The organism is Aquamicrobium ahrensii (assembly GCF_040545755.1).
Taxonomy (GTDB): Bacteria; Pseudomonadota; Alphaproteobacteria; order Rhizobiales; family Rhizobiaceae; genus Mesorhizobium; species Mesorhizobium ahrensii.
Genome location: NZ_JBEPMN010000021.1, coordinates 1 through 13772 on the forward strand (window position 1 = coordinate 1; position 13772 = coordinate 13772).

Annotated in this window: 9 protein-coding genes and 1 pseudogene; 6 read left to right on the forward strand and 4 right to left on the reverse strand. The window is 63.0% G+C overall.

What is annotated here, in order from left to right; genetic code table 11:
- Nucleotides 1-161: 161 nt before the first annotated feature.
- The 4 genes from repB to selD all read right to left on the reverse strand — a co-directional run bounded on the left by repB (nucleotide 162) and on the right by selD (nucleotide 4379).
- Nucleotides 162-1145 carry a plasmid partitioning protein RepB gene (gene repB / locus ABID44_RS17660; RefSeq protein WP_354153005.1) on the reverse strand — a complete coding sequence of 328 codons (984 nt, stop codon included), beginning with the start codon at nucleotides 1143-1145 and terminating at the stop codon, nucleotides 162-164.
- Nucleotides 1146-1213: 68 nt separating this feature from the next.
- Nucleotides 1214-2422, reverse strand: coding sequence for a plasmid partitioning protein RepA (gene repA, locus ABID44_RS17665; RefSeq protein WP_354153006.1), 1209 nt, complete (start codon nucleotides 2420-2422; stop codon nucleotides 1214-1216).
- Between the two features lie 385 nt (nucleotides 2423-2807).
- Nucleotides 2808-3269 (reverse strand): hypothetical protein, encoded by a 462-nt coding sequence (locus ABID44_RS17670; protein ID WP_354153007.1) that lies wholly within the window; start codon nucleotides 3267-3269, stop codon nucleotides 2808-2810.
- A 54-nt stretch (nucleotides 3270-3323) separates the two neighbouring features.
- Nucleotides 3324-4379 carry a selenide, water dikinase SelD gene (gene selD / locus ABID44_RS17675; RefSeq protein WP_354153008.1) on the reverse strand — a complete coding sequence of 352 codons (1056 nt, stop codon included), beginning with the start codon at nucleotides 4377-4379 and terminating at the stop codon, nucleotides 3324-3326.
- 186 nt (nucleotides 4380-4565) lie between these two features.
- Here selD and fdnG point away from each other — a divergent pair, with 186 nt between their 5' ends.
- The 6 genes and pseudogenes from fdnG to selB all read left to right on the forward strand — a co-directional run.
- Complete coding sequence (fdnG, locus tag ABID44_RS17680; RefSeq protein WP_354153009.1) at nucleotides 4566-7646, forward strand: formate dehydrogenase-N subunit alpha; 3081 nt, start codon at nucleotides 4566-4568, stop codon at nucleotides 7644-7646.
- A 13-nt stretch (nucleotides 7647-7659) separates the two neighbouring features.
- Nucleotides 7660-8637: a formate dehydrogenase subunit beta gene (gene fdxH, locus ABID44_RS17685; protein ID WP_354153010.1), complete on the forward strand. Its 978-nt coding sequence runs from the start codon at nucleotides 7660-7662 to the stop codon at nucleotides 8635-8637.
- Nucleotides 8634-9377, forward strand: coding sequence for a formate dehydrogenase subunit gamma (locus tag ABID44_RS17690; protein WP_354153011.1), 744 nt, complete (start codon nucleotides 8634-8636; stop codon nucleotides 9375-9377). The genes fdxH and ABID44_RS17690 overlap by 4 nt, the downstream gene beginning before the upstream one ends.
- A gap of 209 nt (nucleotides 9378-9586) precedes the next feature.
- Nucleotides 9587-10504, forward strand: coding sequence for a formate dehydrogenase accessory protein FdhE (gene fdhE, locus ABID44_RS17695; protein WP_354153012.1), 918 nt, complete (start codon nucleotides 9587-9589; stop codon nucleotides 10502-10504).
- Nucleotides 10505-10513: 9 nt separating this feature from the next.
- Nucleotides 10514-11917 (forward strand): L-seryl-tRNA(Sec) selenium transferase, encoded by a 1404-nt coding sequence (gene selA, locus ABID44_RS17700; protein ID WP_354153013.1) that lies wholly within the window; start codon nucleotides 10514-10516, stop codon nucleotides 11915-11917.
- Between the two features lie 30 nt (nucleotides 11918-11947).
- A pseudogene (selB, locus tag ABID44_RS17705) lies at nucleotides 11948-13762 on the forward strand (selenocysteine-specific translation elongation factor); the annotation flags it as partial.
- Nucleotides 13763-13772: the final 10 nt, after the last annotated feature.

The following is a 13772-nucleotide window of genomic DNA, read 5'->3' on the forward strand; positions in this document are numbered from 1 at the left end:
CTGCATTTCCTTCCACCTTCAATCAGGCAAAAGAAACCCGCCCGCCAAAACGACGCCTCTGACTCTTGACAGTGATTCGTGGAAATGCGATTCTCGAATTGTCCAGATACGAGAAGGGCTTCCGCGACGGCGACGTTCGGGGGCCTTTTTCTTTTGCTGCTTCAGTTCTCCTGTTCAGTCTTCTCCGACTTCCGGAACGCCTCATAGAGGCTGTCCAGATTGCCTGAAATCCATTTCGCAAAGCGCGGTCCATCCGCGGAGCCCAGCGCAAGCGTCGCCGTCTTGCCGGACTGCCTGAGGCTGACAGAGACGGTCTTGTCGCGGGGCTGCCAGGCCGACGGCTGGGCCTTTGCGGCGGTCTTGCGCACCGGTTTGCCTTTTGCGGTCAGCGCTTCAAACAGCTTCTCGAAGCGTGCGTTGCTATCCAGCTCGACAAACCCGTCGCTCCCGACCAGATTCGCCGCGATGTCCGGCTGTCGCGGCACGACGAGCGACAATTCCACCCAGCGCTCGCGACCGACGGACGGAGCCGGCCCAATGGCCTGCACGATCGTCTCGGGGATACGCGTGACGGCGGAGATCATCTTCGAGACAGCGGCCTCGTTCGATGCGAGCGCCGAACAGATGATGTCGCGGCCATAACCGAGATCCTCAAGCCGCTTTGCGAACGCCGCCTTCTCAATGAAGCTCAGATTTGCGCGGGACGAGTTCTCCTGACCCTGCGCGATGACATGGGCCCTGTCGTCAATCGCCTTGACGACCGCCCTCACCTTTCGGCCGAGCTCTTTTGCGACGCGAACACGGCGGTGGCCGAAAACGATCATGTAGCGACCGTCGCGACCGGGATGAGGACGCACCAGGATCGGTGAATTCTGGCCGTTCTCGCGGATCGCTTCCAGCAATTCGCGATGATGCCCATCATCATCCGCCAGACGGTCGCTGACGAAGGAGCCATCGATCAGTTCCGGCTCGAGATCGACGACCTGCTCGCCTTCCAGATAGGCATCCGCCTGCCGCGCCAGTTCGCTGACCGAGCGAATCATCGACTTGGACGCGCCGCGCATGGGATAGGCCGGCGCGCTGGCTGCGCCCTGTTCGGCCTCGCCTGCATCCACAAGGCCGGCCAGCAGATTCTTGCGCGCCATCTAACCGCTCCTCTTGCCTAATTCATTGAAAAGGCGAGGCGAAACCACGATTTTGTCAGTCGACAAGATCATCGTCCCCATGCCTCATGTATGAGTCCGGCAATCTCTCCGTTCACCGCATCCAGCGATTCCATGGCGCGCTCGTAGGTCGAGCGCGTCATCGTGTTCTTTTCCACCTCATAAAGGGTCTGCTTGGTGATCCCGGCATCCGACACCGCCGTCGATTTCAGCATATGGTTCTTGAGGATGAACTCACCGAACAGGGTCTGCAGGAACGCGACCATCTGCGCCTGCGGCTGGTCCATGGGCTCATATCGGGTGATCAGATAGCGATACCATTCCAGATTGACCTCGGCGCCGGCGCTTCGGATCGGCTCCAATATGTTGCCGAGCATGAGCAGGAACTGGCCCATCGACATCACGTCGAGCATCTGGGGATGGATGGTGATAAGCACGGAGGTCGCCGCGGTCAGCGCCGCGATCGTCAGATATCCAAGCTGCGGCGGGCAGTCCACGATGACCACATCGTAGCGGCTTTCCACCTCCTCGATCGCGGCGGTGATGCGCGTGAAGAAGGCCTTGCCGGCATTGGAGCTGCGATCCGCCATCGCCAGCGGCGTGTCATACTCGAATTCCTGCAATTCGAGATTTGCCGGCACGATGTCCAGGCCAGGAAAATTCGTGGGATGGATGATGTCCGAAAGCGGGACTTTTTCATCGTCATAACGGATTGCGTCGTAAAGCGACTTGATCCGGTCCAGTTCAGGCTGGAATCCATGCAGCGACGAGAGCGACGCCTGCGGATCGAGATCGATCGCAAGCACACGATGACCGGTCAGCGCCAGATATTGCGCCAGATGCGCGGCGGTGGTGGTCTTGCCGGAACCACCCTTGAAATTGACGACTGCGACCACCTGCAGTTTTTCACCGGGCCGGCGTTGCGGCACGTACATGCGCGTTTCCGAGCGCCCGTACTGGTCGAGATACTGGCGCAGTTCCAGCATCTGCTGCGCCGTGTAGGAGCGTCGCCCGGAAGACGAGGTTTCCGGCACTGGCCCCTTGCCTTCCAGATGCAGCTTCTTGAGATGGCTCTGCGATACGCCGAGATAGGTTGCAACCTCAGCCAGGCTGAAAGAACGCAGGTCCTTTCTGGCAAGCGGCGGAAACCGTTGCAGGCTGAGCAAATGCAGCTTCTGTGAAATCTGGTCGCCCTGCTCGAGAATGTGCTTCTCGAAATGCAACGGATCTCTGATAGGTTTGGGCGAACTCACGTTCATTCGGGCTGCATTTCCTAATAACGATTTTTGGAGGCGTTTCTCCAAACAACCGTGATTATGCCCGATTCGGACCTTGCGGCAAGAAATATTAAGTCAACAAGGGATGGGCTGGGAAAAGCGACGAGCGGAACTCCCGATTCGCAATATACGAATCAACCCATTGATACTCATCAACTAATTGCGAATTTTGTCAGCAGACAACGGCTTGATTCTGGCGTCGCGACATTCGCAAAACGGTCGACTCTGCATTGGACTTTGCACAGAATCTCCCGACTGAAGTGCAGAAGTGGCGGTTGATCCCACCTCCCCTCTTCACCTGCAAGAGAATCGGCAAGCAATCGGACACGCGGATTCAGAAGCAGTCGCTGAACGAAGATGCGTAACATCAACAATCGGACGCGGCACTCTCTTCAACAACTGCCGCAGGCGCCTGGGGGCCTGTCACGGCGGTTTCACCGCTGATCGGGTCAAGTCCCGCCGCGACGGCTGGATGGTCCTGCTGCGGCGAACTTTCCACCACATCGCTCTGGCTGGTGCCTATATCGGAACCGCCGGTTCCTCCGGTCCAGCCGCTGGAGCCTGCATCCTCCGGCGCGGTGCCGGAAGCAGCGTCTTCAGCCAGCTCGCCTTGCCGCTCCGAACCGGCAGCATCATCTGGCGCAAGTGCCTCATCCAGATCTTGCGTCGAACCCTGCCGGGGACCGGATGACAGGTCGACGCAGTCGCCGCGCGAGGTTGCCGCGGGCGCGTCGGCTTCCGGGTCTTCCGCGGACTGTTGCGCGAAAGCCAGCGAAGCGGTCAGAGCGATAATGCCGGCCAGCGACATTCCATGAAGTATGCGTTTCATGCCAACCTCCATCTTTCTGCTTCGAGAACAAACACCGTGACGACGATTTCGTTGCTATGGCTCGACGATAATCCGCGCCGGCCCGCGCTCCACCTTGCCGATTATGGCGGTACGGGAATAACCCGCCGTCCGTATACGCTCTGCAAGATCCGAAGCCGCCGATGATTCGACCGCGATAAGTAGCCCGCCGGAAGTTTGCGGATCGGTCAGCAGATGCCGTCGCCAATCGGGCAGGGTCGACGGCAATTCGACCTGGTGGCCGTAGCTTTTCCAATTGCGATGCGATGCGCCGGTCACGAAACCCTGTTCGGCCAGCGCCTCGGCATGGCCAAGGAAGGGCAGGGCGGGCCCATCCAGCCGGATGGAGATGCCGGCCCCCCTCGCCATTTCGAGCCCATGGCCGAGAATGCCGAAACCGGTCACATCAGTCATGGCGTGCACGCTCTCCTCCTTGCCGAGGTCGGCGCCGATCCGGTTGAGCAGGGTGGCCGATGCAACCATCTCCTGGTAAGCCTCCAGCGGCAAAGCCTGCTTTTTTATGGCGGCGGAATAAATGCCGATGCCGATGCCCTTGGTCAGGATCAGGCTGTCGCCGGGCAGGGCGGCGGAGTTGCGGCGCAGCTGAGCGGTCGGACAGGTGCCGATCACGGCGAGGCCATAGACCGGCTCCGGGCAATCGATGGAATGGCCACCGGCGACCGGAATGCCCGCCTCGGCGCAGATGGACGCGCCGCCGGCAAGTATCTGGCGAATGTCCGCGGGATCCATCTTGTCGATCGGCATGCCGACGATGGCCAGCGCGAAGATCGGCGTGCCGCCCATGGCGTAGACGTCCGAAATGGCGTTGGCGGCGGCGATCCGCCCGAACGTGGCAGGGTCATCCACCATGGGCATGAAGAAATCCGTGGTGGCGATCACGGAGGTTTTACCATCGAGATCCCATACCGCCGCGTCGTCCGCCGTGTCCGTGCCGACGAGCAGGGGCGCATAGGGGCCGGCCTGGGGCATCTCACTCAGCAGGTCCTGCAGGACGGCGGGAGCGAGCTTGCAGCCGCAGCCGCCGCCATGGGCAAGACTTGTCAGCCTCGGTTTTTCGACAGGAATATTCATGTAAGACTCCCTTGTCCGGTCATGGAACGGCAATAGTTGTAGAGGCCGGATGATAGATCAGAAGAGTTTTCGATGAAATATGACTTGTATTGTCAAGTTTCTGTACTTTGACAGACTATCGAAGCGGGGTTAGCATCCTCGCATGGTCGGTCGGGATATGATCGGTTCGCCATACAGGAGGTCCCCATGAATATGGAAATCTCGCGGCGTAATTTCCTGAAAGGGGCCGGGGCCGGCGTCGCTTTGACGACGCTGGGCGCGTTCGGCTTCGGGGAAGCTGAGGCCGCATTCGTCGAGGGGCTGAGGCCCTACAAACTCGCCGGCACCACCGAAACGCGCAACACCTGCCCGTACTGTTCAGTCGCCTGCGGCGTCATCATCTACTCCAGAGGCGACCTGGCGCAGGGCACGGCGGAGGCCATGCACCTGGAAGGCGACGTCGACCATCCCACCAATCGCGGCACGCTGTGCCCCAAAGGCGCCGCGCTGCTCGATTTCATCAAGGCTGATACGCGCCTGACCACGCCGAAGGTGCGCCGGCCCGGCTCCGACCGTTTCGAGGAAATCTCGTGGGACGAAGCCCTCGACGCCATTGCGCGCGACATGAAGAAGGACCGCGACGCCAACTTCATAGAGCGCAACAAGGACGGCGTTCCAGTCAACCGCTGGACGACCACCGGCTTCCTCGCCGCCTCGGCGACGACCAACGAGACCGCATTCCTGACCTACAAGGCGGTGCGCTCGACGGGCATCGTCGCCTTCGACAATCAGGCGAGGGTCTGACACGGCCCCACGGTGTCCAGTCTGGGCCCAACTTTTGGTCGTGGCGCAATGACGAATTCGTGGACGGATATCCGTAACACGGATCTGGTTATCATCATGGGCGGCAACGCCGCCGAAGCACATCCTTGCGGCTTCAAATGGGTGACGGAGGCGAAAGCCAATCGTGGCGCGAAGCTGATCGTCGTCGATCCGCGCTACACGCGCTCGGCCTCGGTGTCGGACTATTACGCGCCGATCCGGCAGGGCTCCGACATCGCCTTCCTGCTCGGCGTCATCAACTACTGCATCGGCAACGACAAGGTGCAGTGGGACTATGTGCGCGCCTTCACCAACGCCGCCTATATCGTCAAGGACGGCTTCGCCTATCAGGACGGGCTGTTCACCGGCTACGACCCCGAAAAGCGCGACTACGACCGGCAGACCTGGGACTATGTGATCGGCGATGACGGCTATGCGGTCGTCGACGAGACGCTGCAGAACCCGCGCTGCGTATGGAACCTTCTGAAGGAACACGTCTCGATCTACACGCCAGAGATGGTCGAGCGCATCTGCGGCACACCGAAGGAAAAATTCCTCAAAGTGTGCGAGATGATCGCGGAGTGCTCGACGCCCACGAAGACGATGACGTCGATGTATGCGCTGGGCTGGACGCAGCATTCCAAGGGTTCGCAGAACATCCGCGGCATGGCGATGCTCCAGCTCATACTGGGCAATATCGGCGTGCGTGGCGGCGGCATGAATGCGTTGCGCGGCCACTCCAATATCCAGGGGCTCACCGACATCGGCCTGATGTCGAATCTGATCCCCGGCTATCTCAACATCCCCACCGAGAAGGAGGTTGATTACGCCACCTATATCAGCTCGCGCGGCTTCAAGCCGTTGCGGCCCAACCAGATAAGTTACTGGCAGAATTACTCGAAGTTCTTCGTTTCCTTCCAGAAGGCGATGTGGGGCGACGCCGCCACGCCGCAGAACGACTTCGCCTATCACTATCTGCCAAAGCTCGATCTGCCGGCCTATGACGTGCTGCGGGCCTTCGAGATGATGGATCAGGGGCAGATGCATGGCTACTTCTGCCAGGGCTTCAACCCGCTGCTGGCCTTCCCCGATCGGGGCAAGATCACCCGCTCCCTGTCGAAGCTCGACTATCTGGTCGTCATCGATCCGCTGGAAACCGAAACCGCCCGCTTCTGGGAAAACCATGGCGTGCACAACGATGTCGACACGGCTTCGATCCAGACGACGGTCTACCAGCTTCCCTCCACCTGCTTTGCCGAGGATGAGGGCGCGCTGGTCAATTCCGGCCGCTGGCTGCAATGGCACTGGCCGGCGCAGAACCCGCCGGGGCAGGCGAAGCACGACACCTGGATCATGGCGCAGCTATGGCTGAAGCTGAAGAAGCTCTACGAGGAGGAGGGCGGCCCGTTCCCGGACGCCATGTTCAATCTCCACTGGCCTTATGAGGACCCGGGCAATCCGCACCCGGCCGAACTGGCGAAGGAGATGAACGGTTACGCCATCACCGATCTGGTGGATCCCAACGATCCGACCAAGGTGACGCTGGAAGCCGGAAAGCAGGTTCCGGGCTTCGCCGCACTGCGCGACGACGGTTCCACGGCCAGCGGTTGCTGGATTTATTCCGGCTGCTTCACCGAGGCGGGCAACATGATGGCGCGGCGGGACAATAACGATCCCGACGACACCGGGGCCTATTCCAACTGGGCCTTCTCGTGGCCGGCCAACAGGCGCATCCTCTACAATCGCGCCTCAGCCGATCTCGACGGCAAAGCCTGGGATCCGACACGCAAGCTCATCGAATGGGATGGGGAGAAGTGGAGCGGGTATGACGTGCCCGACATTCCACCCACCTCCAACCCGCGCGATGTGGGACCGTTCATAATGAACCCGGAAGGGCAGTCACGACTGTTTTGCCGCGGCATGATGCGCGACGGGCCTTTCCCGGCGCATTACGAGCCTTTCGAGTCGCCGGTGGTCAATGTCGTCGCGCCTGCGGTGCGCGGCAATCCGGTCGCCCGGGTCTTCGCCAGCGACACCGAAACCTTTGGCGACGCCGAGGAGTTCCCCTATGCGGCGACCTCCTACCGGCTGACCGAGCACTTCCATTACTGGACCAAGCATGTCTGGGTGAATTCCGTGCTCCAGCCGGAATTCTTCGTGGAAATCTCGGAGGAGCTTGCGGCCGAGAGGGGCATCGCCAAGGGCGGCTGGTGCCGTGTGTGGAACAAGCGCGGCTCGGTCTTCGCCAAGGCGGTGGTGACCAAGCGCATCCAGCCGCTGATCTGCGACGGGAAGCCGGTGCATATCGTCGGCATTCCGCTGCACTGGGGTTTCACCGGCAAGGCGCAGAAGGGCTTCGGGCCGAATTCGCTGACACCTTTTGTGGGCGACGCGAACATCGAAACGCCGGAGTTCAAGGCGTTCCTGGTCAATATCGAGCCGTCCGACGGACCGGCGACGACATAGGGAGGATGATGCCATGACAATTAACGTCAATCCGCCCGTCTCTCCGGAAGTCGAAATGCGGATGGGGCCGCAGGATTACATAAGGCGCTCCGCCTCCACCGTTCCGGAACCGGCGCGCCAGCTCGAACCGGTCGCCAAGCTCATCGATGTTTCGAAATGCATCGGCTGCAAGGCCTGCCAGTCGGCCTGCCTCGAATGGAACGACCTGCATGAGGAGGTGGGGTTCAACACCGGCGTCTACGACAATCCGCATGACCTGACGCCGGACACCTTCACGCTTATGCGTTTCACCGAATGGGTGAATCCGGAGACCGAGAATCTCGAATGGCTGATCCGCAAGGACGGCTGCATGCATTGCGCCGATCCGGGCTGCCTCAAGGCCTGTCCGGCGCCTGGCGCGATCGTGCAGTATTCCAACGGCATCGTGGATTTCATCCATGAGAACTGCATCGGCTGCGGCTATTGCGTGAAGGGCTGTCCCTTCGACATTCCGCGCATCTCCAAGGTCGACAACCGCGCCTACAAATGCACGCTGTGCTCCGACCGCGTCGCGGTGGGGCAGGGGCCGGCCTGCGCCAAGGCCTGTCCGACCAAGGCCATCGTCTTCGGCACCAAGGAGGAAATGAAGGCGCATGCGGCCGATCGCATCGAGGACCTGAAGTCGCGCGGCTACGACAATGCCGGTCTCTACGATCCGGAGGGCGTCGGCGGCACCCATGTCATGTATGTGCTGCACCATGCCGACAAGCCGTCGATCTATGCCGGCCTGCCGGACAATCCGCACATCTCGCCACTGGTGGAGGCGTGGAAGGGCGTCACCAGATATGCCGGCTTCGCCGTCATGGGCTTCGCCGCCGTCGCCGGCGCGCTGCATATGGCCGTTTCCGGGCGCAACCGGGTTACGGTCGAGGATGACGAGCAGGCTCGCCGGCTGGCCCAGAACGCCCCCGGCGCGGAACCGCTTGATCCGGGTAAGGAGCCGCTCTCATGACCGACAGCACTCTCCGTGGCCATCGCGCTTCCCCGGCCAGCAAGGCAGATCTGGATCACGGCGACCGCCTCTATATCGGACGCGAGGTCGTTGTCGACCGCTATACCAGATGGGCGCGCGTCAACCACTGGATCACGGCCATCAGCCTGATCCTGCTGGCCCTGTCGGGCATGGCGCTTTTCCACCCCTCGCTTTACTGGTTGACCGCCCTGTTTGGCGGCGGGCAATGGACGCGCGCAATCCACCCATGGATCGGCGTCGTCCTGTTCGTCTCCTTCACCGGCCTGTTCATCCGTTTCTTCCGCCTGAACCTGCCACGCCGCGAGGACGCGCAATGGGCCGCGCAGATCGGCGACGTGCTGAAAGGCGACGAGGAAAAACTGCCCGAGGTCGGCAAATACAATGCCGGTCAGAAATTCGTGTTCTGGGCGATGTCGATACTGATCGTCATCCTGATCGCCACGGGTCTGATGATCTGGGAGCGCTATTTCGCGGCCTATCTCACCATTCCGCAGGCGCGCGTCGCCGTGCTGGTCCACTCTATGGCGGCCATCGCCATCATCTGCGTGTGGATCATTCACGTTTATGCCGCGTTCTGGGTCGCGGACACCCTGCGGGCCATGACGCGCGGCAATGTCAGCGGCGGCTGGGCCTGGCGTCACCATCGCAAATGGCTGCGGGCGCTCGCCGCTTATGGCAAACGTGATGGCGAAAAACCCTCGGCGAAAAAGGAGGGATGACTTCGGACGCCGCCGCCCTCACAACGGCGGCGTGACAAACGGGCGGATCGTTGGCCCAAAAACAGGCTGGAGCGTCGTGCGTCTTTCCGGACGCACAAGAGACGCTCTAACACTTTGATCGAGCGTCGGAATAATCCGAAAAACCGCGTACACTTTTCGGCCCTATGCTCTAGAATGCCGCGTAGCCGGTGCGGCTCGTGGAGGATTGCATGCCCCGCAAGGTTCCCGTTTCGGGAGACATGACGGCGATTGGCGAGGTCAGGACGCCCCCTTTTGCCCGCGTACCGGACCCCGAGCGCCTTTTCGAACGCCGCGCGCGACGGTTTCACCAGCTCTCCGGTTCCGACGGCATCGGCCCCTATTTCGGCTTTCTGGCCGGCATCGCCGAGGCCCAGCAGGCATTGACGGGGCAATTGCCCGAGACCGACGCGACCGACGAGGCAAGGTTGGGGCTGGCGCTGGACCACGCCATGCCGCCGCTCGACAGGAACGCCTTCAAACCCGATGCTGAATTCCGTTCCCTGACTGACCGGCTGTTCGGCGCGCTAGAAGAGGTGGCGAAGCCGCCGGCCGCGCAAAATGCCCTGTCCGCCGTCAGGAAGGCGGATGAGGCCTCCCTTGACGCCATGGTCGCGGATCTGATGGCCGACAGCGTTCCTGTCGGGGCCATGGCGGAATTCGCCTATGTCGCCGCCGCCTTGCAGCTCCATTTCGCCCGCGCCGCGTCTCGTCTGCCGGAACGGCGGTTGCAACCGGTGGGCGATGGCGCGTGCCCCGCCTGCGGCGGCCCGCCGGTGTCCTCTCTCATCGTCGGCTGGCCGCATGCCAGCGGCAGCCGCTTCTGCTCGTGCGCCCTGTGCGGCACGCTATGGCATCATGTCCGCATCAAATGCGCGATCTGCTCATCCACCAAGGGCATCCGCTATCAGGAGATCGAGGACGGGCCCGGCACCATCAAGGCCGAAACCTGCGACGAATGCGGCTGCTACGTGAAGATATTCAATCAGCAAAAGGATTCCTCGCTCGATCCCTTCGCCGACGATGTCGGCAGTCTCGGCCTCGATCTTCTGATGCGCGAAACCAGTTTCCGCCGTGGCGCGTTCAACCCGTTCCTGCTGGGATATTAGGCGGTCACCATGAACGAGAGCTTCCGCGCCATACCCTCCGTCGATACCGTGTTACGAAGCTCGGCCGGGCAGGCGGCGGCGGAACGCTTCGGCCACGGCGAGACGATCGCCCGGATCCGCGATCTGCTGGAAGAGGAACGCGCCGCCGCCCGACAGGGAAGCAGGCTGCGCGACCCCGAAGCGCTCGGCGCGCTTGCCCTCGGCGAACTCGAAGCCGGTTGGCGCAGTTCGCTTGGGCCGGTCTTCAATCTCACGGGCACGGTGCTTCACACCAATCTCGGCCGCGCCCTGCTGGCCGACGCCGCCGTCGAAGCGGCTGTTGCGGCGATGCGCGCGCCAGTGGCGCTGGAATATGATCTCGACGCCGGCAGGCGCGGCGAGCGTGACGACCATCTGCGGGCGCTGATCTGCGACCTGACCGGCGCGGAAGATGCGACTGTGGTCAACAACAACGCCGCGGCGGTTCTGCTCACCCTCAATACGCTGGCCGGACATGGTGGCGGCGTGGTCGTGTCGCGCGGCGAACTGGTCGAGATCGGCGGCGCCTTCCGCATGCCCGACATCATGGCGCAGGCCGGCGCGCGCCTGATCGAGGTCGGAACCACCAACCGCACCCACGAGAAGGACTATCGCGCAGCGCTGGAAGGGGAGGGGGTGGCGCTCCTGCTCAAAGTGCATACCTCCAACTATCGCATCGAGGGTTTCACCAGCGCGGTTGCGGCCACCACTCTGGCGAAGCTGGCGCGCGCAGCCGGGACGCCGCTGGTCAACGATCTCGGCTCCGGCACGCTGGTCGATCTCGCACGCTGGGGCATAAGGCGCGAACCCACGGTGCGGGAGGCGGTGGCCGAAGGCTGCGATCTGGTCACCTTCTCCGGTGACAAGCTGCTGGGCGGACCGCAGGCCGGCTTCATCGTCGGGCGCAGGGACCTGATCGCCGCCATCAACCGTAACCCGATGAAGCGGGCGCTGCGCGTCGACAAGCTGCGCATGGCCGCCCTTGAAGCCACGCTCCGCCTCTACCGCGACCCCGACCGACTGGCGGAGCGGCTGCCGGCCTTGCGCCTGCTGACCCGCAGCCGCGACGAAATCGCGGCTCTCGCCCGTCGGCTTCAGCCGGCCGTCGCGACGGCGCTCGGACCGGCGTACAGGGTGTCAGCCGCCGACTGCGCCAGCCAGATCGGCTCCGGCGCATTGCCGCTCGACATGCTGGCTTCCGCCGGGCTGGCGCTCCATGCCACGGACGGCAGCGGAACCACGCTGGAACGGCTGGCGTCGGCCCTGCGCCGCCTGCCTGTCCCGGTGATCGGCCGCATCGCCGACAATGCGCTCGTACTCGACCTGCGCTGCCTGGAGGACGAGGCGGCTTTCATCGCCAATCTCGACGGGCTTTCCGATGCCGGGCTTATATGAAGGCCTGGAGGCCGGGCCATGATCGTCGGCATGGCCGGTCATATCGATCATGGCAAGAGCGCGCTGGTTCGCGCCCTGACCGGAATAGAGACCGACCGCCTGAAAGAGGAGAAGGCCCGCGGCATCTCCATCGAGCTTGGCTTCGCCTACCGCACCTTCACCAATGGCGAGCGCATCGGGTTCATCGACGTTCCCGGCCATGAGCGCTTCATTCACACCATGTTGGCCGGGGCGGGGGGGATCGATTTCGCCCTGCTCGTGGTTGCAGCCGATGATGGCGTCATGCCCCAAACACGTGAACATCTGGCGATCCTGCAATTGCTCGGCGTCCGGCGCGGGCTGGTCGTCATCACCAAGGCCGACCTTGCCGACGACGAGCGCCTGCTGGCGGTCGAGATCGAGATCGAGGCGCTTCTGGCCGGAACCAGACTCGAAGGAGCAGAGGTGCTGGCGGTGTCCAGCCTGACGGGGCAGGGCGTTTCCGACCTCGAACGAAGATTGATGCAGGCCGCGCAGGAGATCGGACAGCGCAACGCGTCCGGCCGCTTCCGGCTGTCCGTGGACCGCTCCTTCATCCTTTCGGGCGCAGGCACGGTTGTGACCGGCACCGTGCTGTCCGGGCAGATCGGCATTGGCGACGCCGTGACCGTCAGCCCCGGCGGGTTGACGGCCCGGGTGCGCTCCATTCATGCTCAGAACGAGAAAGCCGAACGTGGTCGCGCCGGTGATCGCTGCGCGCTGAACCTTGCGGGTGAGGGGATCGGGCGCGACGCCATCTCGCGCGGCGACATGGTGGTCGATCCGCATCTTCATGCCCCCACCGCGCGTATCGACGCGGAACTCGACATTCTGGCAAGCGAGCAGCAGCCCATCGGACAATGGTTTCCCGTGCACCTGCATCATGCCGCAAGCGAAGTGCCGGCGCGCATCGTTCTCCTGAGCGACCAGCCGATACCGCCGGGGCAGGGGGCCACCGTCCAGCTTGTTCTGGAACGGCCGATCGCGGCGGCGGTCGGTGACCGTTTCGTGATCCGCGACACCTCGGCCCGGCGAACGATTGGCGGCGGTCGGTTTCTCGACCTGCGGGCCCCCGCACGCAGACGGCGCTCGCCCGAGCGCCGGGCGCAACTGGCGGCGCTGGCAAGAACCGATGCGGCCGCGGCGCTTTCAGCGCTTCTCGACGCGCCGCCCTTTCTGGTCGATCTCGACCGGTTTACGAGGGACCGCGCGCTTGGCGAGGAGGAGATGGCGCGGCTTTGCGAAGATGTCATCCGCATCCCTCCCGAGACGGGAACGATCGCCATGACGCCAGCCCGCTGGCTACGGCTGCGCCAGCGAATTCTGGCCGACCTGCACGACTATCATGCCGAAAACCCGGATCAGCCAGGCATCGGGCTGGAGCGATTGCGAATAATGGGCGAAATCCGCCCGCCCGCGCCCGTTTTCCGGCTGATCCTGCAAGGCCTTCAAAAACAGGGGGAAGCGTCGCTCGACGGGGCCTGGGTGCGGCTGCCTGATCATGTGGTGCGCTTCGCCGCAGAGGACGAGCCGGTGTGGAACAGCGTCTGGCCTCACCTTGTCGGAGAAGAACGGTACCGCCCGCCGCGCACCCGTGATTTCGCGGCCATGGCCGGCCTTGCCGAGCAGAAAATGCGTGGCCTGCTCAAGAAAGCGAGCCGCATGGGGCTGGTGCATGAGGTTGCCCATGACAGCTTCTTCGCGCGCCCCGTGCTTGCCGATATCGTCCATATCCTGCGCGATGTCGCCTCGACCCGACCCAAAGGCGAGTTCACCGCCGCCGACCTGCGCGATCGTCTGGACAACGGCCGCAAGGTCTCTATTGAAATACTGGAGT